The sequence below is a fragment of the Rhodococcus sp. ABRD24 genome (assembly GCF_004328705.1).
Classification (GTDB): Bacteria; Actinomycetota; Actinomycetes; order Mycobacteriales; family Mycobacteriaceae; genus Prescottella.
Map to the genome: position 1 here is coordinate 1,564,721 of NZ_CP035319.1, position 19,293 is coordinate 1,584,013.

A 19,293-nucleotide genomic window follows, 5' to 3' on the forward strand; every position below is an offset into this window, starting at 1 on the left:
GAAGGTATTCCTCGTTTCGAGAATGGGATTCGGCTCAGCCGAGCCGGGAGAGCAGCGTGTCGTACTGCGCGACGAGTTCGATGGCGGAGTACACGGAGCCGTACTGGATGAGCTGCTCGACGACCTGAACACGACCGCGCGCCACCGCCGGGACCCGTTGCCACAACGGATCGGTGGTGAGAGAACCGAGCTCGGCGCCGGTCGACAGGACGAGAAGCCCGTCGAGGTCGGCGAGCAGGTCGAGAGACTCCATGCCGAACGCATCCGCGTTCCCGAGTGTTCCGATCGTTCCCAGCGTCCCGCCGAGGTCCGTGTACACCTGCGGAGGCAGGTAGGCGGTGGTGTCGTGCACCATCCTGAACTCGGCCGGCTGTCGGCTGATGATGCCGATCCGGGCCTGCCGGATCGTCTCGCCGTGCCGGTCCACGAGACCCGCCGCGGCATCGTCGTACGTAGCCATGGCGCGGTCGAACGTCTCGGTCCGTCCCAGCCAGTCCGCGAGCTGGTTCATGTTCTGCTTCCACGGCATCCTGAACTCGGTGGTGACAACCGGTGCAATGTCGAGCAGCGCCGGCGCCGGCCACATCTCGTTGTCGAGATTCACGCACACGATGAGATCCGGCTGCAGGCGCAGGACCTGCTCGAGGTTGACCGGTGACGCGATCTCCTCCGCCGTGATCTCCGGCAGCCACGGCGCCGGCGCGTCGTAGCTGTGCGCGATCACCGGGAGCTCCAGCGCCAGAGCCGGTTCCAGGTCCAGGCGCGAGTCGATGACGACGACGCGCTGCGGCGACGTCGGAATGTCGTACGTGCCGAGCGGCGTGGTGACGGTGCGACTGGACTGCGCCGCAGACGATTCCGTCCCGGCACCGGAGGTTCCGCACGCCGTCAGCAATGCGGTCGCCCCCAGAGCCCCGATGCCGCCGAGGAATCCGCGCCGGGTCAGCCGGTCGACGAGGCGCGCCCACTCGACGTCGTCGGGTGCGACGGTGATGGTCGGGACGCTCATGCCGCCGCCATCCGCGTGTACAGCGCGTCCCAACCGCGGGCCACGATCGGCACCGTGTAGACCGAGCCGTAGTACGTCTCGCCCTCGAGCAGGGTGACGTGGCCAGCCTGCACCGCGGGCAGCCTGCTCCACAGCGTCTCCGACATCAGTGCGTCGTATTCCTCACGACTACCGGTGAACATGAACCCGTCGCACTCGGCGATCAGATCGAGGTGCTCGAGCGACAGGCCGTTCTCGGCGTCGGAGAACATCGATCGGCTCGGCGAGCGTCCGCCGATCTCGGTGAGCGTCGCCTCGGTGGGCAGCAGGCCCTTGCCCTGGTTCTTGGTGCTCGTGACGTAGACCATGCGGTCGCTGGGCAGGTACGAGATGGAGGCCACCGTGGTGGACGACTTCAGTGCCCGGTGCCGGGCCGCGATCTCGGCGATCAAGGCCTCGTACTCGGCGTCGATCCTCGCGAGTTGATCGGTCGCGCCCAGCCAGTTCGCGAGTCCCGCGAAGTTCTCGCGCCAATCCACCCCGAAGTCGGTGGTGAGGACCGGCGCGATCTCCTGCAACCGGTCGGTGGGCCACCAGTCGCCGCCGGCGTTGCAGCAGATGATGAGATCCGGAGCGAGCCCGAGGATCTGCTCGAGATTCGGCTTCTCCCCGAGGTAGGGCACCGTCGGATCGACCGGCACCCAGGCCCGGGCCCGGCTGTGGTTGTAACCGATGAGAGGAAGTCCCAGGGCGACAGCGGGTTCGAGGTCGAGCCGGGAGTCGACGGCGATCACCCGCTTCGGCGACACGGGGTCCTCGTACGTGCCGAGCGGCGTGGTCACGGTGCGGGTCTCGGCCTCGGAGGAATCGGCAGCAGAACCCGAACCGCAGCCGGCGGCCAGGAGCGCGGCGCCGACGCCGAGGGCACCGAGGAATCCACGCCGGGTCAGTGCCGCCGTCAGCTCCGCCCACTGCCGGTCGGGGTCGAGGCGTCGCACCGTGTCCGGAACGAGCGTCGGAAGAGGTGTCACAGCGTTCTCCAGGTGGGTCCGGTCGCCGGCCGAATGGTCGTCGAAGCGAGGTAAGGCTCACCTCAATCTACGGGAGCGTCCACGTATGCGCGACGCCCTGAGCTGCCCGAACGCGCCAAGTAGTATCGCAGATCGGCCATTTCCCACCGAATGTCCACAATCCGACAGGCGATGGCAGGTTCACAGCTTCCGACGACACCGGAGCACACCTAACGTGACCGGGGTGTCCGACTCCACCCCTGATTCCTCCCCTTCGGACGGTCCCACGCCGCGTGCCGTGATCCGTCAGGCGCTCAACGACGACGGCCGGGCGCGCCGACTCGCGGGCGCCTCCGTGGGCTTCACCGGCCACCAGGTCGCCGAGGCCCTAGTGCCCGTCGTGATCGGTGCTGTCATCGACCGGGCCGTCGCGACCAGCGATGCGGCCGCGTTCGGCCGATGGGTCCTGGTGATCGGCGTGCTGTTCGCGGGGCTCACCCTGAGTTGGCGTTTCGCCGCGCGGGCGGCCGCGGGGGTGAGCGAGTACGGCGCCCACTCTCTCCGCATGGCGATCACGCGCCGCACCCTCGATCCCCACGGGATGAGTCCGCGTCGGATGCCGGGCGAGGTGTACTCGATCGCGACCGCCGACGCCTCCGGCGTCGCCTACTTCACGCACACACTGTCGACCAAACTCGCCGCCGCTCTAGGTGTGCTGACCGCAGCGGTGTCGCTGCTGCTGATCTCGGTCCCGCTCGGTCTGCTGGTCCTGATCGCCACGCCGCCGGTGCTGCTGCTGATGCAGTGGCTCGCGAAGCCGCTCGAGCGCCGCAGCGAGATCGATCAGGACCGGAGCGCGCACGCCGGAGCCCTGGCCACCGACATGATCGGTGGCCTGCGGGTGCTCTCCGGATTGGGGGCGACGGGCCAGGCGAGTACCCGCTACCGCACCGCGAGTCGCTCGGCTCTCGACGCGACGATGAGTGCGCAGCGCGCGCAGTCGCTGTACTCGGCTGCGAACACGTTGGTGGGCAGTGGGTTTCTGGCGCTGATCGCGTTCGTGGGTGCCCGGATGGCCGTCGCGGGTTCCATCTCGGTGGGCCAGTTGATCGCGGTGGTGGGGTTGGCCCAGTTCTTACAGGGCCCCCTCGTCGACGTCGCCTACTTCGGCGCCGGCCTGGCTCGTACCCGTGCGTCGGCCACGCGGGTCGCTCGCCTGCTCGGCACCGGCCACGCGGTCCGGCCGGCCACGAGCCCCGAACCCGTCACCGACACCACCACGCTCACCGTCGACGGGCTGCACACCACGCACCTCGAGAACATCACTTTCGCCGTTCGACGGGGCGAAATCCTCGGTGTCGTCACCGGCAGCGGCCGGCACGCGAGCGACCTCGTCGACTGTCTCGCCCGGCGGGTGACTCCGGTGGCCGGGACGATCCGGATCGGTGACACCCCGATCGATCGGGTGCCGATCGACGAGCTGCGCTCGGCGGTCTTCGCGCCGCCCCACGATGCGGCGTTGTTCTCCGGGTCGGTCGCCGCCAACGTCGGCGTCGCCGCCGTCCCCGGAGCCGATCTGACGCCGGTCGTGGCGGCCGCCGCAGTCGACGAGATCGAGACGGCACTGCCGGCGGGACTCGACACGCACGTCACCGAGCAGGGCCGGTCACTGTCCGGCGGGCAACGGCAACGGATCGCGCTGGCCCGGGCCCTGGCCGCCGACCCACCCGTCCTGGTCCTGCACGACCCCACCACGGCGGTGGACTCGGTGACGGAATCGCGTATCGCCGACGGCATCCGGGCCCTGCGCCCGGACGGCGCGACCGTGCTGCTGACCACCAGCCCCGTGCTGCTCGGCATCTGCGACCGGGTGATCGTCCTCGGCCCCGGCGCCGCCGGGATCGTCGAGGGCACGCATGCCCAACTACTCGACGCCGCAGGCAATCCCGGCGCCCAGGCCTACCGATCGATGGTGACCGCATGACGACGACCGAACGCACGCTGCTGCCCACCGCCTCCCCCGCGCGGACCCGCGCGGAACTGTGGCGCCTGCTCCGCCGCCACCGGATCGGGGCCGTCGCCGCGGTGGTCGCCCTGACCGTCGGCACCGCAGTGGGACTGTGCACGCCGCTCACCCTCGGCGCGATGGTCGACGCGGTCACCCGCGCGGAATCGGACGTCCTCGGAACCGTCGGCTGGCTCGCCGGCGCGCTCGTCGCGATCGCCGTCGGGCAGTCGGTAATGGTCGCGGTGAGCAACTACCTGATCGCGCGGGTCGGTGAAACACTCGTGGCCGACCTGCGTGAGGAGGTTCTCGACCACGCCCTCGACCTTCCGCAGGAGGATCTCGAAGAGGCCGGACGCGGCGATCTGATCTCGCGCGTCTCCGGCGACGTCCACCTGGTTGCGGAGGCCGTCTCGCGGTCGGTCCCGGTGTTCGCGACCGCCACACTGACGATCGGTCTGACGCTCGTCGGGTTGGCCGGCCTGGACTGGCGATTCGCGATCGCGGCGGTGATCGTGGCGCCCATCCAGATCGGTGCGCTGCGCTGGTACCTGCGCACGTCGGCGCCGGTGTACCGGCAGGAGCGGGAGGCCGAGGGTGCCCGGGCGCAGCAGATGCTCGACTCCCTCACCGACGTCGACACCGTCGGAGCGCTGCGCCTGGCGCCGGCCCACGAGCGGGAGATCGAGTCACGATCGCTCGCCGCGGTCCGGCTCAGTCTGCTCACCACCAAGCTCCGCACCCGGTTCTTCGGACGCCTGAACCTGGCCGAGGCCCTGGGACTTTCAGCGGTTCTGGGGGTCGGGTTCCTACTGGTCCAGAACGGTCAGATCACGTTGGGTGCCGCGACCGCCGCGGCGCTGTTCTTCCACCGACTGTTCGACCCGATCTCCTCCGCGCTGGCAGTGTTCGACCAGTTGCAGGAGGGATCGATCGCGCTGTCGCGACTCGTCGGCGTGACCCTAATGCCTCGTCCGCAGGATCCTGCCGAACCGGCGACCCCGACGGACGGATGCGTCGCGCTCGAACGAGTCTCGTTCACGTACCGCGCCGGAGTCCGTCCCGTCGTCGACGGGATCGGTACGCGGATCGAGGCTGGCAGCAGTGTCGCGCTCGTCGGTCCGACCGGCGCCGGCAAGTCGACCCTGGCGAAACTCGTTGCTGGAACGCATGATCCCGATCGTGGGCGGGTCGAGATCGGCGGCGTGGACCGGAGCCTGCTCGCGGCCGAGGACGCGGTCCGCACGTGCGTCCTCGTCTCGCAGGAGACCCATGTGTTCGCGGGATCGATCGCGGACAATCTGCGCCTGGCGCGGCCCGACGCGTCGGACGACGACCTGATGGAGGCCCTGGCCGTCGTGGGCGCGAGCGACTGGGTGCGGTCCCTGCCCGACGGCCCGGACACGTTCGTCGGCGCCGGGGGTGCGCCGGTCACCTCGACCGAGGCGCAGCAACTCGCCCTGGCCCGGGTCGCACTGCTGGACCCGGCCGTGCTGATCCTGGACGAGGCGACGGCCGAGGCGGGCAGCGCCGGCGCCCGGAAGCTGGACCGGGCCGCTGCCGCACTCGGTCGGGGACGGACGACGATCACCGTGGCGCACCGGCTTTCGCAGGCAGCGCTCGCCGATCGGGTGCTGGTCGTGGAGGACGGGCGAATCGTCGAGGACGGCCCGCACGAGATCCTCGTCGCGGCCGGCGGTGTCTACGCGAAGCTGTGGGCCGCGTGGGAATCGGCGCGCTAGTCGACGGCAACGGCCATCGACCAGCACCCGACCGACCGACCGGAGGTCAGCGCATGACCTGGACCTGTTCCGCGATATCTGCGGCGAGCGCTGTCGCAGTCAAGGCAAGGCCGCTGTTGAGGTCCGGATATAGGGGACATCCTTCAAACTAGTGAGCTGTCGCGCGGCCCACGTTGCCCGAAAGCGCCAACTGATAACCGAATTCGGCCATCACCGAGAAGTCGGAGTCCCGGGCTACCACCGGGTGGCCCGCGCGTCGAACCGATGAACGGAGCCTACGTGCTCGACCGCACCCGATGCTCGGCCAGCACGGTGCCCGGCGTTCGCCCCGTGGCCCGGCGGAAGACCGCGACGAAGGCACTGGAGGTGTCGTAGCCGACCCGCCGACCGACGACGGACACCGGCACTCCCGCCTTGAGATAGCGGATCGCGGCGCGGATCCGGACGTCGGTGCGCCACTGCGCGAAGGTCATTCCGGTCCCCTGCGAGAACACCCGGGTCAGCGTCCGGACGCTGGCGCCGGCCGACTCGGACCACTCCGCGAGGCTGCGCCGGTCGCCGGGATTGGCGAGCAGCGCTTCGGCCACCACCCGGGCCCGGGGATCGGCGGGCATCGGCACGACGTCGGTCGTCTCGTCGAGCGGCGCGAGCATGTCGAACGCTACCTGCTCGGCGCGGGCGCGCGCCGCATGGGGCATGTTCTCGCGGTGCATGTGCAGCAGCACTTCCCGCAGAAGCGGACTGACCTCGAACAGGCCGGGCTGAGTCCAGGGGCATGCCCGAGCCTCGGGTCGGAAGAACGTGCAGTAGAAACTGGTCCCCGGTCCTGCCACGGCGGCGTGCACCGTTCCGGCCGGCACCCATACTCCGGTGTCGGGCGGCACGATCCAGTCGACGCCCCCCGCCGTCACCTGCAGGCTTCCCCCGGTCGGCCCCCACAGCAGTTCGTGCTCGGGATGGCTGTGCGGGCGCCACGCCTGCCGGATCGAGCACCGATGCGTCCCGGTCGTCATCGAGTACGGGTACTCGACCGCCGGCGGACCGAGCAACGGCCGAGACTCGCATGCAATCGACATGCGCGAAGTATACAAAGCGATTTAGGTAAACCTAAGTACCTTCCGGGCGTCGGCCATCGCGATGGCCGAATCGCTGGACGTAACCGCCGATCAGGACGTCGAGTCCGTCCAGGTAGCTCTCCCGGGTCGTGCCCGGCGGCCAGTCCTCCGTGACCGCATGCAACGCCGGCAGCAGACCTGCCCTGCTGGTGCCTGTCACGACGTTTTGCCACCAACGCTCCCGTTCCACGAACCCGTCACCGGTCGTACAACCGTTTGACCGACGGCAGGCCCGCTCCCAACTGCAAGCGGCCGTGCGATCACCCACACCGGACTCGAACAACGCCCACCGCAACACGCTGATCCTCGGACGGTGAACTCGTCGGCCTCATAAAGCTGCTCCCCAGAAGTCCGAACTGAATTTCTCAGTCCAGCTTCCGGGGAGCAGTTCACGTGCGCTCGCAGCGCGCGAAGGGTCCCGTCAGTCGAAGGGTTCGATCAGTGGTCTCAGAGGTACTGGCCGCACACCGGCCACGCACCGCGACCCTGACCGGCGAGCACGTTCTCGGCGACGCGGATCTGCTCCTCGCGGGAGTTGTGGTGCGCCATGCCGGAACCGCCGAAGGACTGCCAGGTGCTTGCCGTGAACTGCAGGCCGCCGTAGAAGCCGTTGCCGGTGTTGGCCGCCCAGTTGCCGCTGCTCTCGCACTGTGCAACGGCATCCCAGTTGCCGGACGCGGCGTTGGCGGTGCCGGCGCTCATCGCGAAGGGGGCGGCGACGAGGGCGGCGGTGGCGGCGACGGTACCGAGGGTGCGCTTGACGTTGAACTTAGCCATTTTCGGGGTGGATCCTCTCCGTGTTGCTGGCGAGGCGGCCGGCGGACGACGTGGATGTCGATCCGGGCTCTCGATGGGCCTCGCCTCTGCCCCTGGAAGGTTGTTTTCCGATCCCGCGGGGCAGAGTCAGCGGCTGCGGGCCGGGCCTTGCGTGTCTTGCTGGTGTTGCTCTGCCCTGTCGTACCGGGCTGATAACAAACGTAGGCCGTCATCACGGAAAGGTCACGGGACGATTTTCTGAGACGCCCGTACGCGAAAAGGGCCATGAACAGGTAAAAGTCCCAGCGCAACCCGCAAGAACCGAGGCGCGGTGCGCACGTCGTTGCATATCCGTTATGTGACTCAGATCACAATAAACTAGTGAACGGGCTCACGAAATCTCGGCTGGATAACACCCGGACAGGCCCCGGAGACGTCAGCGAGACCCCGGATCGACAGCCCAACCGGGCCCCTGCGCGGTGCCCTCGTCACCCTTGACGAGATGCTTGAAGGGCTGCAGGTTCGCGAGCGACTCCCCACGCGAGACGCGCCAGGCCCATTCGCGCTTGATCGAGCTCGCGAAGCCCAGCTCGAGCAGCACGTTGAAGTCGCCGTCGGCCGCCTCGAGCACCTGCCCCAGCACGCGATCCAGTTCCTCACCGGTCACCGCGTGTGTCGAGATCCGGCCCACCAGATAGATGTCGCCGATCTTGTCGATCGTGTAATGCACCCCGTACAGCCTGCGGTTACGGCGCAGCAGGTACTTGTAGACGCCCTCGAAGTTCTCGTCCGGTTTGCGGCACACGAATGCCTCGACCCTGACGCCGTGATTTCCGACGGTGAGCAGCGCCGTCGTCTTCAACTTGTGCTCACCGGGCAGATCCACGACGAACTGGCCCTCACCCTTGCGGGTGTAGTCGAGTTCGCGTTCCCGCAACGCAGTGTCGATGACATCGGCTGTCCGGCCCGGCTCACTCATGCTCGCACTCCGCTCGTCCGGCGCAGCTTCCGCAGCCCGCGCGTCCTACGGGGCGAGAATTCGCCGCCGTCAGTTCGGTCGTACATTGCGCTCGCTGCCCGGTAGCTCTCGAGCAGCCCCTCGGCGGTGTGTTCCCAGGAGAAGTTCTCCGCGTGCCGCGGCGCCCGTGCCGCCAGTTCGTCCAGCCAGTCCGGAGCCGTCACGAGCGACTGCAGCGCATCCGCCCAATCATCGGTGCGGTGCCCGTCCACCAGCAGACCGGTCTGACGGTCCCGCACAGCGACGCCCAGCCCCCCGACATCAGCGGCGACAACCGGAGTGCCGCAGGCCTGCGCTTCGATGGCCACGAGGCCGAATGACTCCGAATAGCTCGGTACCGCAACCAGATTCGATGCCTGATACACCTCGGCGAGGCGGTCCGGCGGCTGCGGCGGCAGAAACGTCACGCGTGCCGTGATACCCAGCGCAGCTGCCAAGTCGATCAGCGAGTCGGGACGCTCGAGACCTGTGCCGGACGGGCCGCCCACCACCAGCACGCGCAGCGGCAGCCCCGGCTCGCGCGCAATGACCTCGGCGGCCGCCCGCAGCAGTACATCCGGGGCCTTGAGCGGCTGGATCCGTCCGACGAACGTCACGACGGTCTCGTCGGGGTCGAGCCCGAGGCGCGATCGCGCCGCAAGACGGTCGCCGGGCCGGTAGCGGGACAGGTCCGCGCCGGGCGCGACCACGTCCACCCTGTCGGGCGATGCCCCGTAAATCGAGGTGAGCTGGGCGGCCTCGTCGGCGGTGTTGGCGATCAGCCGATCCGCCTCTGCGACCACCTGCTGCTCGCCGATCTGCCGGGCCTGCGGCTCGGGCGTGTCACCGTCGGCCAGCGCGGCGTTCTTCACCGCCGCGAGCGTGTGCGCGGTGTGCACCAGCGGTACGCCCCATCGGTCCCGGGCCAGCCAGCCGACCTGGCCCGAAAGCCAGTAGTGCGAGTGGACCAGGTCGTAGTAGCCGGGCTCGTGCCGCACCTCCTCTCGGAGGACGCCCGCCGCGAACGCGCACAACTGGGTGGGCAGTTCGTGCTTGTCGAGCCCCTCGTACGGGCCGGCCGCGACATTGCGGACGCGTACACCCGGTGCGGCGTCCTGCACCACCGGATCGGCCGACGACGTCGCCCGGGTGAAGATGTCGACCTCGACGCCGCGCCGCGCGAGCTGGATCGCGGTCTGCAGCACGTACACGTTCATTCCGCCCGCGTCGCCGGTGCCGGGCTGCGCCAGCGGCGACGTGTGAACGGAGAGAACGGCCACCCGCTGAGGCCGCGTGCTGTGCTTCGTCACGCGTCCATACTGCCCTGTCGCCGGTTTCAGGAAGTAATTGCGCCGGACGCACGCGCGTGGGAGTGGACGTCGGCCAGGAATTCGCGCACGTCGCCGACGAATCGTTCCGGATCCTCCACGAACGGACCGTGTCCGCAGCCCTCCCAGTACGACGCTCGCGCGTCCGGGATCAGCTCGGCCGCGTGCTCACCAGCGGAGACGTCGACGACGGTGTCCGCAGTGCCGTGCAGCACCAGCACGGGTATGTCGAGGGCGCGCAGTAGGTCGTCATGGCCGACAGCTCGCGCGAACAGGGCCGAGCGCACCCGCGGCGCGGTGGACAGGCTGGCCCCCAACAGCGCCTGCGACCGGGCGCCCTTGCCGTCGAGCGTGCCGTCGACCGGGCCGGTGAGGGCGTCGCCGAAACTGCCGAGCGCCTCGATCGCGGTGCCCGGATCGTCAGCCATCGCGGCGGGGATCGCCGCCTTCATCGCGGCTCCGACCCGGCCGCCCCGCTCGCCGCGGCCGATGCTGGTGATCGCGCCGACGAGGACGACACCGTCGACCGCGGCGGTGCCGTGGGCGGCGAGGTAGTCGCAGATCACCAGGCCGCCGTAGGACCAGCCGAGCAGCACTGCGCCGGCAGTGACGCCCTCGGCGGTGAGCACCGCATCGACGTCGGCGGCCCAGTTCGCGGAGTTGTCGTAGCCTGCGGCGGGGGCGTCGGAGTACCCGTGTCCGCGCAGGTCTACGGCGATCACATGGTGGTCCGCGGCGAACTGGTCGAGCACCGGCTCGCCCCAGCACCTCGACGACTGCGCCCAGCCGTGCAGCAGCACCAGCGGACGCGAATCGGGGTCACCCAGCGTTCGATAGACGATCGTGGTGCCGTCGGCGCTGACGATCTCGCGAATGGCCATGCGGTCACCTTAGGGGTGCGCTCAACGACCGCGCCGCGCGAGGTTGGTCCCGGCCGCGACGACGAACGCGACCGCGCCGGCCGCGATCGGGACGGCGAACCCCGTCCGCGTGCCGAAGTGGTCGATCATCTGCCCTGCGAGCGCCGATCCCAGCGCCACCCCGACACCGAGTCCGGTGACGGTCCAGGTGATGCCCTCGGTCAGCTTCGCGGCCGGCACCGTCGATTCGACGAGTGTGGTCGCGACGATCAAAGTCGGAGCGATGCTGATGCCGGCGAGGGCGAGCGCGGCGGTGAGGGTCGGGATCGAGTCGACCATCAGCAGCGGCCACAGCAACGCCGCCACCGCGGCGCTAGCGAGGACCAACTGCCGGCGCAGCGCCCGGGCCGGACGCAGCGCCCCGAACACGATCCCGGCGACCGCCGACCCGCCCGCGAACAGCGCGAGGGCGATCGTGGCCGCACCCTTGGTGCCCTGTTCGTCCGCGAACGCGATGCTCACTACCTCGATGGAGCCGAAGATCGTGCCCATCGCGAACATCACCGCGACCAGCACCCACACCGCCGGATTGCGCACCACCGAGTCGCCACCGCCCTCGCTGCGATCTCGCACCGCGGGTTCGGTGCCGCGCTGGGCAACGAGGACGAGCGTGCCGATCACGAGCAGGATCAGCGCGAGCAACGGGCCGGCCTCGGGGAACACCGCCACCGACAGCCCCACCGACACCACCGGACCGGCGATGAAACACACCTCGTCGACGACGGACTCGAACGCGAATGCGGTTTGCAGCTGCGGTTTCCCGCGATACAGCGCGGTCCAGCGAGCCCGTACCATCGCACCGATGGTGGGCATGCAGCCCGCCGGGACGGCGAGCAGGAACAGCAGCGCATCGGGCGCCCCGAGCCGCACGCACAGCAGCATTGCGGCAAGAGCGGCGGCACTGACCGCTGACGCGGTCGGCAGCACCCGGCCCTGTCCATACCGGTCGACGGCCCGGGAGACGAGCGGGGTGATCGCGGCGTACGAAAGCGCGAACACCGCGGCCAGTGCACCGGCCAGGCCGTAGCCGCCGCGCAGCTGGGACAGCATCGTCACGATGCCGATGCCGACCATCGCGATGGGCAGGCGGGCCAGGAACCCAGCCGCGGAGAAAGCAGCAGTGCCCCGGATGGCGAAGATCTCCCGGTACGTACCAATCATTCCCGGTATATCTCCTGACGCTTCCTCGAGGCGGCGTGGGTGGTGCCGGCGTGACAAGTTTCGCACCCTCGTCCGGTTCCCGGTCCGTGGTCCCACGGTTTGACCGCATGAGCGTTCCGGTCTGCTTCCCCGAACCTCCGGGTAGTTGCCGTCAACGTCTGCGGAGATCGTCGACTCGGACCTAGAATCAGGCATGCCCGGCCTCCTTGCGCGCTACCGCAGTACCGGCGCCGATCTACCGTTCGGCGATCTGCTCGCCGCGCACGACGTCGCGATGGAGGGCTATTTCTGGCGGTTCACGCAGCGCGAGCAGGACCGAGTGGTGATCGCGCTCGCCGGGATCAATCGTGCGCCCGACGGCCACTGGGCCACCCTCGGCCTCGCGGTGCATCCCGGAGGTTTCCTGCGCACCGCTGAACATCCTGTGGCACAGGCTGACCCGGACGGACTCGGTGTATTCGCCGGGGGTGCGTTCCGCGGCACGCAGGATCGACTCGGGGTCGACCTCGGGCCCGGCGCGCGGCTCGACGTCCGGATCACCGACCCGGTGCGGTGGCCGCGCCGCGGGCTGGGCGGCTCCGGCGTCTTCCACATCGTTCCCGCCCTCAATCAGTACTGGCATCCGTGGCTGCTCGGCGGCCGGGCGGAGGGTACGGCGACGGTGGGCGACGAGACATGGGACCTCGACGGCGCGCAGGTGTATTGCGAGAAAAACTGGGGCAAGGGCGGTTTTCCGGACTCCTGGTGGTGGGGTCAGGCGCAGGGCTTCGACGATCCCGCCGCGTGCGTCGCCTTCGCAGGCGGCGAGGTGACCGCCGGCCCACTGCGCACCGAGGTCACCTCCGTCGTGGTCGCGCTGCCCGACGGCACGGTCGTGCGGCTGTGCACTCCCGTCGTCTCCCCCGTCCGCGCGCAGGTGACCGACGAGCACTGGCGGTTACGCGGCGGCGACCGCCGGTGGAGTGTCGAGATCGACGGATGCGCACCGCTGAGCGCGGCCCACATTTTGCCGGTACCGCTACCCGCGGAGCGGCGCAACATACCGGGCGCGCTGGAACATCTCGGAGGCTCCCTGCGCGTGACTGTTCGCCGCGATGGCCGATGCGTGTGGAAAGGGACATCGCGGCTGGCCGGTCTCGAGCACGGCGGAATCGCCCGCGCAGCAGCCGAGGTGCGGCGACGGGAACAGGCTACCTAGCCCCAGCCACCGCCTTGCGCATGGCGGCGAGCGGATCCGAGTACAGCGAACTGAGCGAAACGACACCCGCGGCATGCTCCTGGACACGATCGCCGAACCCGGTGATGCGGGTGTCCGCGCTCGTCATCCGGGACGCCTGCGACAGCGCCCGGGACACGTGCGGAACACCCTCCGGATAGTCGGTGAACGCCTGACCTCCCAGGATCACCCGGTCGGGATTGAACAAGTCCCGCAGCATCGCTACTGTCCGGCCCAGCACTCGCGCCCGTTCGGTCAAAATCGTCTGAGCCCCTGCCGATCCCGACCTCGCCGACCGATAGAGCATCGAGACCGGGGGAAGAGAGCCGCCGACCGGCAGGATCCCTGCCCGCTGCGCAGCAAGCAGGACGCCCCGATCGCTGACGGTGGCCTCGAGGCAGCCGGTCGCACCGCAGCCGCATTTCGCGTCCGATCCAGTCGGCAGGTGCGCGATCGAACCGGGGCCGGTGGACGGCGTGTGCACCCGGCCATCGAGTGTCATTGCCAATCCGACAGTTTCGCGGACGTAGAAGTAGAGGCCGCCGCCACGGACGTCCGCGCCGTCCGCCCGCTGCGGAGTCAGTAGCAGTTCGGCGGCGGCCATCGCCTCGACGTGCGCGGCCACGGATACCGGCAACCCGAAACCGGCCCCGACGATGTCGCCGACCGGGGCAGCCTGCCAGCCGAGTCGGGGATGGTCGACGACTCCTGTTTCCGGGTCGACGCGACCACCGAGTGCAACACCGACCCACAGCGGACGGCGACGGCGCCAGCGCGCGACGAAACCGCGTGCGCTGCCGGTGACAGCGGCCAGCACCGATTCCGCCTTCCCCGTCGGCGTCGGAATCTCCACCGCCCCAAGGATCTTCCCGCGAAGGTCGCTGGCGATGACGCTGGTGACAACCGCGCCGATGTGGACGCCGACGGTGAGGTAAGGCTCGTGGTTGACCTCGAACGGCACCCGCGGTCGTCCGACCCCGCCGGACGCCACCAGGTCTGGGCGTTCGCGCAGTAGCCCAGCCGACAGCATGGCCGACACCTGACGGTTCACCGTCACGACGCTCGAATCGACTGCGCGCCTAGCGGTGTCACGGGAGATGGGCCCGCCTGCGGCGGCGACCCGGAATACCGACGCGGCCGGACCGTCGGCGATTCCGAGACTGGGTGCGACAATTCGCGGCCGGTTTCGCGGCCGGGTTGGCGGAAAAGGTGCGGCGGTGAGCATGCGGAGTCCTTGGCCTCGTCCCGGATCGGGACGGATGTCGACGCGATCGGATGACGCGCTGCCGACCGCGATCGGGCGGACCTCTCCGGTCAGCGGATCGGCGAAGGAATGCTATGTGGGCAGCGCGGAACTACGGCGAATGTCGATGCAGGGACAACACAGTTCCCGCGCCAGAGGCAGCCGAGAACCCAGCGCGGCGGTCACATAGGTGACCCGTGATGAGATACGACGGCCGGATGGCATACCGGCAAAGTTAGCATCCGCGGCGGCGCTCACCAATCCCCGCTGCACGCGCCGGCACTACGATCGGCTCATGAGCCTGTCACCCGACACCCGCGTCGCAGTAGTCACCGGAGCGAGCTCCGGCATCGGAGAAGCCACCGCCCGCACCCTCGCCGATCAGGGCTTTCACGTGGTCCTCGGGGCCCGCCGGCTCGACCGGCTCGAGGCGATCGCCGAGGAGATCGGCGGCACCGCACTCGAGCTGGACGTCACCGACGAGGACTCGGTGGACGCATTCTGCGCGGTGCTCCCCCGTGTCGACGTGCTCGTCAACAACGCCGGTGGCGCCAAGGGCCTGGCCCCGGTCCTCGAAGCGGATCTCGACGACTGGCGCTGGATGTGGGAGACCAATGTCCTCGGAACCCTGCGCGTGACGAAGGCCCTGCTGCCCAAGCTGATCGAATCCGGCGACGGCCTGATCGTCACCATCACGTCGGTGGCGGCGTTCTCCGCCTACGACAACGGCTCCGGCTACACCTCCGCAAAGCACGCGCAGGCCGTGCTGCACCGCACCCTGCGTGGGGAACTGCTCGGCCGGCCCGTGCGGTTGACGGAGATCGCACCGGGCGCGGTGGACACCGAGTTCTCGCTGGTCCGGTTCGACGGCGACGCCGAGCGCGCCGCGAAGGTGTACGAGGGCATCACACCGCTCGTGGCCCAGGACATCGCGGAGATCATCGGGTTCGTCGCATCCCGGCCGCCGCACGTGAACCTGGACCAGATCATCGTCAAACCGCGCGATCAGGCCGATCCGGGCCGATTCCACCGCACCAGCACCGAGTCCCGGTAGCCTCGCGGCCATGCAGCACCGATTGCAGCCGGGCGAGCTCCTGGACGCCCGCGGACGTCTCGCCGAAGCGGGGTGGGCGAGCGCGGAGATCCGTCGCTACGACCGCTCGGCGGTGTCCGCGCCGTCATGGCGGATCAAGGAGTGGGACTACTACTGCATCCTCACTCCCGATCACGGACTGGCGCTGACGGTCGCCGACAACGGGTACATGGGGCTGCTCGGGGTGTCGTGGCTCGACTTCCGGGCCCGCCGCGAGTGCACCGAGAACATCGTGTTGCCGTTCCCGATGGGCCGGATGGGGCTACCCGCGAGCGCCGATACCGGGGACGTGGTGGTGGATCGCAAGCAGATGCGGCTCGCGTTCCGGCACGCCGACGGCGGACGCCTGCTGACCGTCGACCATCCGGGCTTCGACGGCGGACGCGGCCTGCGCGGTGCGGTACATCTCGGCCCGCCCGCGACTGCGCCCTCAGGTCGCTCCGCTGGCTCCGCTCCCGACCGGATGGTGATCGCCACCCCGTTCCCGAAGGCCCCCAAGGCGTTCTACTACAACCAGAAGATCAACTGCCTCCCCGCGCGAGGCGAAATCATCGTCGGTACAACGACTTTCGAATTCGATCCGGCAACGGCCTTCGGCGTGTTCGACTGGGGCCGCGGCGTGTGGACCTACGACAACACGTGGTACTGGGGGTCGGCCTCCGGCGTGGTCGACGGGCGCCCATTCGGCTTCAACATCGGGTACGGGTTCGGAGATACGTCCGCTGCGAGCGAGAACATGGTGTTCGTCGACGGTGTCGCCCACAAGCTCGACCGGGTCACGTTCCACCTGCCGGAGGGCACCTACGACGGCGCGCCGTGGAAGTTCAGCAGCAACGACGGACGGTTCGAGATGCTGTTCGAGCCGATCATCGACCGGGCGGCATCGACGGATCTGAAGGTGCTGCGATCGATCCAACACCAGGTGTTCGGTCGGTTCACCGGGCATGTGGTTCTCGATGACGGCAGCCAGGTCCAGGTTGCGGACCTACTGGGCTTCGCCGAGGAGGTCCGCAACCGCTGGTGACGGGCGCTACCGCTCGTCGCCGACAATCGCGCGGCGGCTCAGCCTAGGGACCCATGTTCAGTGAACCCGACCCGGACGGAGTCGGTGACGGTGTGGTCGACGGGTCCGCGGCGCCGGGCTGCGTACTCGCCCGCTGACCGCCGAGCACGCCTTCGGCGGCGCCGCGGCCGGCGCTATCCCAACTGGCCCCCTGCCCGGTCGCGATGTCGCCGACGGTGGCGCCTGCCGCGCCTACCGCCGCGTCCACAGCAATCGAGGTCGCGCCCTTGGCTGCCGCGCCCTCGACCTTGTCGACCAGGAGACCGCCGTAACCGCCGTCCCGACCGAGCCCGGCAGAGACGGCTCCGCCAATCGCGCCGGACCCGGCGCTCCTGGCGAGATCACCGAGATCGAGCCCGTCGCGGTTGCCCTGGACGGTCTGCACAACCTGGATACCACCTGTGATCGCCACCTCCTTCACCGCGCCGATCAGGGCCTGCTGCAACATCTTCTGGAACAGTTCCGCGAGAATGATCCGCACGGTCGCCTGGGTCGCGAGCTCCGCGATCGGGATCCCTGCAGTACTGGCGCCGAACGTCGCGACCGCCGACGCCGTGAGCGCCGCGATCTCGGCAGCCAAAGCGATCAGCGCGGCGATGATCGCCAACTTGGCTTCTTCGACGTCGGCGGCGGTGGTCTCGCACGAGTCGGCGAGCTGACGGCATACCGCGGCCAGTTCCGCCATCACACCGCTGTCACCACCGACTGTGTCCCAGTAGCCTGCCATCGCGTCGTTGGCATCACCGATCAGGCCCGCGAGCGCGAACTGCATTGCGCTGTCGCCGTCGGCGCCGAGTGCGGTGACCGTATTGGCGACGGTTCCCCATGCATCCGCCAGCCGGCGCAGCGATGCCTCGTCTGCCTCCGGCCACTCCTGTCCCACCGCTACCGCGGCGACGGTGCGCAGCGCGCCGGGAATCTCGATCCCCATCAGCGACCCCCGCCCAGCAACGTTCCGAACCCGGTGTCGGTGGCCTCGTAGACAGACGCCGTCTCACGCAGGTTGTCGCCGACCGCCGCCAGCGCGCGGGTGAGCGTCTCCAGCGCAACGATCGCGGAGTTGGCGGCGGGCAGGTAGGAGCCCTCGAACGCGATACCGGGCGCATCGGAGCCCCAGCTGGCGCCCTCGGATTCGAGTGCCAGCTGCAGCGTCGCCCGCGCCGCCGCGAGGTCATCCGACAGTCCGTCGAACGCCGGTGCCGCACGCCGCAGATGCTCCTGATCGACCCATATGTGACTACTCACGATGCGCCTCCCGCAGAATCGCTGCACCCCAAGCGGATTCGTCGTCGTATTCGAGTGCGGCTTGCGGTTCAGCTGGCATTTCGGTGGCCATCGAGGGCACCAGATTCCGGATGCTGGGCGCGCCGGGTACCAGGTCCGGCAGGTCGGGAATGCGGGAACCGAGACCGGCTATCGGCGCCATGATCTCCGCGGTCTTCGACCGCACCTGGGCGGACGCGTCCCGCGCGGCCTCGGTGATCGACTGTGCGAGCTTGGTGGGGGTGGTCCGGGTGAAGGTCTCGGCGACCAGGTCCACGCACACGACGACACCCGATGCATCGACGGTGACCCGGGCAAGGCCGTCTGCCGACAGTGCCTCACCGGTGCTCGCCGCCACCAGGGCCTGCGCCTGAGACAGCGCCTCACACTGCGTCTTCACGTCCTCGAGCATCGCGCCGACCTGTTCGCGCAGAACCGCATTGCGCTGCCGCAGCTGCTCACGAGCCTGATCGTCGGTCATCGCACCCCCCATGTTGTCCGCTCTCGATGGAGTAGACGCAGCGGGCGCGGATTCGGTTCCGTCGAGATCGGGATCCGGCTCAGCAGCGGGCGGCGCGGGCCTGCACCCGGGCCATCAGCCTCGCGATCTCGGATGCGAGGTCGGCTGCGGAGACGGGCGCCGCAACGACGTTGTCAACCCCGCGAACCGAGTACCGGCCGTCGTCGGCGAAGTCGAGCCAGTGCAGTCCAATGCCATCCTCGGTGGGCCTGCTGTCGTAGGCGACGCCGGCGAACGCGGTGATCTCGCCTATCCCGGTGCGCGGACGGCGGAAGAAGCCGTTCACTTCGTCCCTCGTCCGGGTGCTACCGGCGGAAACGAGAATCGGGCCACCTCCGGAGTCGAGGTCGGCACGCCGGAATGTGAGTGGCCGCCGGGTGCCTGCGGGCGCCGCCGGCAGTGCAGCGACGATCGCGTGCGCGAGCTGCGCCGGGGCAACGCAGTGCAGGTAGATGTCGCCGCCGGTGTCGTCGTCGACGCCCGGAAGCTGGATCGCCAGCGCGCCCGATGCGCCCCGGATCCCGGCGTGCATCCGAACCTTGGCATCCAGGCCGGCACCTGCGTAGCCGCATACCTCGACCCGGACCGCAGGCTCGGCGAGCGCATTCAGGTGTCGATGCAGTGTCTCGGTGACGCGGGGCGCCCACTGCCGGGCAGCCGCGCGGCGTTGCCGGTCGAGGTCGTCCTGGGTGTCCGCGATGGGCCGGAATCGGAGCGGGTAGGGCAGTCGGTCCCTGCCCAGCTGGGCCCACAGGACCTGGAATTCCAGACCGGTGAATCGCCAACTTCCGCCGCTCATCGGCCGATCACCGGCGATCCGAACCCCCACCCCGTCACTCCTCCCCGAGTGCACAACACCGCTCACAGTGGATA

Annotated in this window: 19 protein-coding genes; 5 read left to right on the plus strand and 14 right to left on the minus strand. The window is 69.4% G+C overall.

Annotated features, from left to right (window positions below):
- Nucleotides 1-34 precede the first annotated feature (34 nt).
- Together ERC79_RS07025 and ERC79_RS07030 are read right to left on the minus strand one after the other, a co-directional pair.
- Nucleotides 35-1,009: an ABC transporter substrate-binding protein gene (locus tag ERC79_RS07025; RefSeq protein ID WP_131576892.1), complete on the minus strand. Its 975-nt coding sequence runs from the start codon at nucleotides 1,007-1,009 to the stop codon at nucleotides 35-37.
- On the minus strand, nucleotides 1,006-2,019 hold the full coding sequence (locus ERC79_RS07030) for an ABC transporter substrate-binding protein (protein WP_242676764.1): 1,014 nt from the start codon (nucleotides 2,017-2,019) through the stop codon (nucleotides 1,006-1,008). The genes ERC79_RS07025 and ERC79_RS07030 overlap by 4 nt, the downstream gene beginning before the upstream one ends.
- Nucleotides 2,020-2,242: 223 nt before the next feature.
- Here ERC79_RS07030 and ERC79_RS07035 point away from each other — a divergent pair, with 223 nt between their 5' ends.
- Both ERC79_RS07035 and ERC79_RS07040 read left to right on the plus strand, forming a co-directional pair.
- Complete coding sequence (locus ERC79_RS07035; protein WP_242676765.1) at nucleotides 2,243-3,982, plus strand: ABC transporter ATP-binding protein; 1,740 nt, start codon at nucleotides 2,243-2,245, stop codon at nucleotides 3,980-3,982.
- A complete protein-coding gene (locus ERC79_RS07040) occupies nucleotides 3,979-5,745 on the plus strand; it encodes an ABC transporter ATP-binding protein (protein ID WP_131576896.1) in 1,767 nt (588 codons plus the stop codon). The genes ERC79_RS07035 and ERC79_RS07040 overlap by 4 nt, the downstream gene beginning before the upstream one ends.
- A 275-nt stretch (nucleotides 5,746-6,020) precedes the next feature.
- On the opposite strand, the gene ERC79_RS07045 is transcribed toward ERC79_RS07040, so the two are convergent.
- The 7 genes from ERC79_RS07045 to ERC79_RS07070 form a co-directional block, all read right to left on the minus strand.
- The gene (locus ERC79_RS07045; protein WP_131576898.1) at nucleotides 6,021-6,821 is read right to left on the minus strand and encodes a helix-turn-helix transcriptional regulator; all 801 of its coding nucleotides are present in this window, start codon (nucleotides 6,819-6,821) and stop codon (nucleotides 6,021-6,023) included.
- 31 nt (nucleotides 6,822-6,852) lie between these two features.
- On the minus strand, nucleotides 6,853-7,020 hold the full coding sequence (locus tag ERC79_RS22945; protein ID WP_165497008.1) for a hypothetical protein: 168 nt from the start codon (nucleotides 7,018-7,020) through the stop codon (nucleotides 6,853-6,855).
- Nucleotides 7,021-7,307: 287 nt separating this feature from the next.
- Entirely contained in the window at nucleotides 7,308-7,637 is a 330-nt protein-coding gene (locus ERC79_RS07050; protein ID WP_131576900.1) for a transglycosylase family protein, read from the minus strand.
- Between the two features lie 415 nt (nucleotides 7,638-8,052).
- Nucleotides 8,053-8,595, minus strand: coding sequence for a YbjN domain-containing protein (locus ERC79_RS07055; protein ID WP_131576902.1), 543 nt, complete (start codon nucleotides 8,593-8,595; stop codon nucleotides 8,053-8,055).
- Entirely contained in the window at nucleotides 8,592-9,923 is a 1,332-nt protein-coding gene (gene mshA / locus ERC79_RS07060) for a D-inositol-3-phosphate glycosyltransferase (protein ID WP_131576903.1), read from the minus strand. The genes ERC79_RS07055 and mshA overlap by 4 nt, the downstream gene beginning before the upstream one ends.
- Before the next feature lie 26 nt (nucleotides 9,924-9,949).
- Nucleotides 9,950-10,822: an alpha/beta hydrolase gene (locus ERC79_RS07065; protein ID WP_131576905.1), complete on the minus strand. Its 873-nt coding sequence runs from the start codon at nucleotides 10,820-10,822 to the stop codon at nucleotides 9,950-9,952.
- A gap of 21 nt (nucleotides 10,823-10,843) precedes the next feature.
- On the minus strand, nucleotides 10,844-12,022 hold the full coding sequence (locus ERC79_RS07070) for an MFS transporter (protein ID WP_131576907.1): 1,179 nt from the start codon (nucleotides 12,020-12,022) through the stop codon (nucleotides 10,844-10,846).
- Between the two features lie 193 nt (nucleotides 12,023-12,215).
- On the opposite strand from ERC79_RS07070, the gene ERC79_RS07075 reads away from it, so the two are divergent.
- A complete protein-coding gene (locus tag ERC79_RS07075) occupies nucleotides 12,216-13,220 on the plus strand; it encodes a tocopherol cyclase family protein (RefSeq protein WP_131576909.1) in 1,005 nt (334 codons plus the stop codon).
- On the opposite strand, the gene ERC79_RS07080 is transcribed toward ERC79_RS07075, so the two are convergent.
- Nucleotides 13,213-14,463 (minus strand): ROK family protein, encoded by a 1,251-nt coding sequence (locus tag ERC79_RS07080; RefSeq protein ID WP_131576911.1) that lies wholly within the window; start codon nucleotides 14,461-14,463, stop codon nucleotides 13,213-13,215. The two genes, ERC79_RS07075 and ERC79_RS07080, sit on opposite strands and share 8 nt — an antisense overlap.
- 313 nt (nucleotides 14,464-14,776) lie before the next feature.
- Between ERC79_RS07080 and ERC79_RS07085 the strand changes: the two genes are divergently transcribed.
- A complete protein-coding gene (locus tag ERC79_RS07085) occupies nucleotides 14,777-15,535 on the plus strand; it encodes an SDR family oxidoreductase (protein ID WP_131576913.1) in 759 nt (252 codons plus the stop codon).
- Nucleotides 15,536-15,545: 10 nt separating this feature from the next.
- The gene (locus ERC79_RS07090) at nucleotides 15,546-16,598 is read left to right on the plus strand and encodes a DUF2804 domain-containing protein (protein ID WP_131576915.1); all 1,053 of its coding nucleotides are present in this window, start codon (nucleotides 15,546-15,548) and stop codon (nucleotides 16,596-16,598) included.
- Between the two features lie 43 nt (nucleotides 16,599-16,641).
- Here the strand turns inward: ERC79_RS07090 and ERC79_RS07095 are convergent, their stop codons facing one another.
- From ERC79_RS07095 to ERC79_RS07110, 4 genes are all read right to left on the minus strand, one after another.
- Nucleotides 16,642-17,568, minus strand: a complete 927-nt coding sequence (locus ERC79_RS07095; RefSeq protein WP_131576916.1) for a hypothetical protein — start codon at nucleotides 17,566-17,568, stop codon at nucleotides 16,642-16,644.
- Nucleotides 17,568-17,882, minus strand: coding sequence for a type VII secretion target (locus ERC79_RS07100; protein ID WP_242676766.1), 315 nt, complete (start codon nucleotides 17,880-17,882; stop codon nucleotides 17,568-17,570). Before ERC79_RS07100 ends, ERC79_RS07095 begins: the two co-directional genes overlap by 1 nt.
- Nucleotides 17,875-18,381, minus strand: coding sequence for a YbaB/EbfC family nucleoid-associated protein (locus ERC79_RS07105; RefSeq protein WP_242676767.1), 507 nt, complete (start codon nucleotides 18,379-18,381; stop codon nucleotides 17,875-17,877). Before ERC79_RS07105 ends, ERC79_RS07100 begins: the two co-directional genes overlap by 8 nt.
- A gap of 79 nt (nucleotides 18,382-18,460) precedes the next feature.
- Complete coding sequence (locus tag ERC79_RS07110; protein WP_242676768.1) at nucleotides 18,461-19,249, minus strand: ESX secretion-associated protein EspG; 789 nt, start codon at nucleotides 19,247-19,249, stop codon at nucleotides 18,461-18,463.
- Nucleotides 19,250-19,293 lie beyond the last annotated feature (44 nt).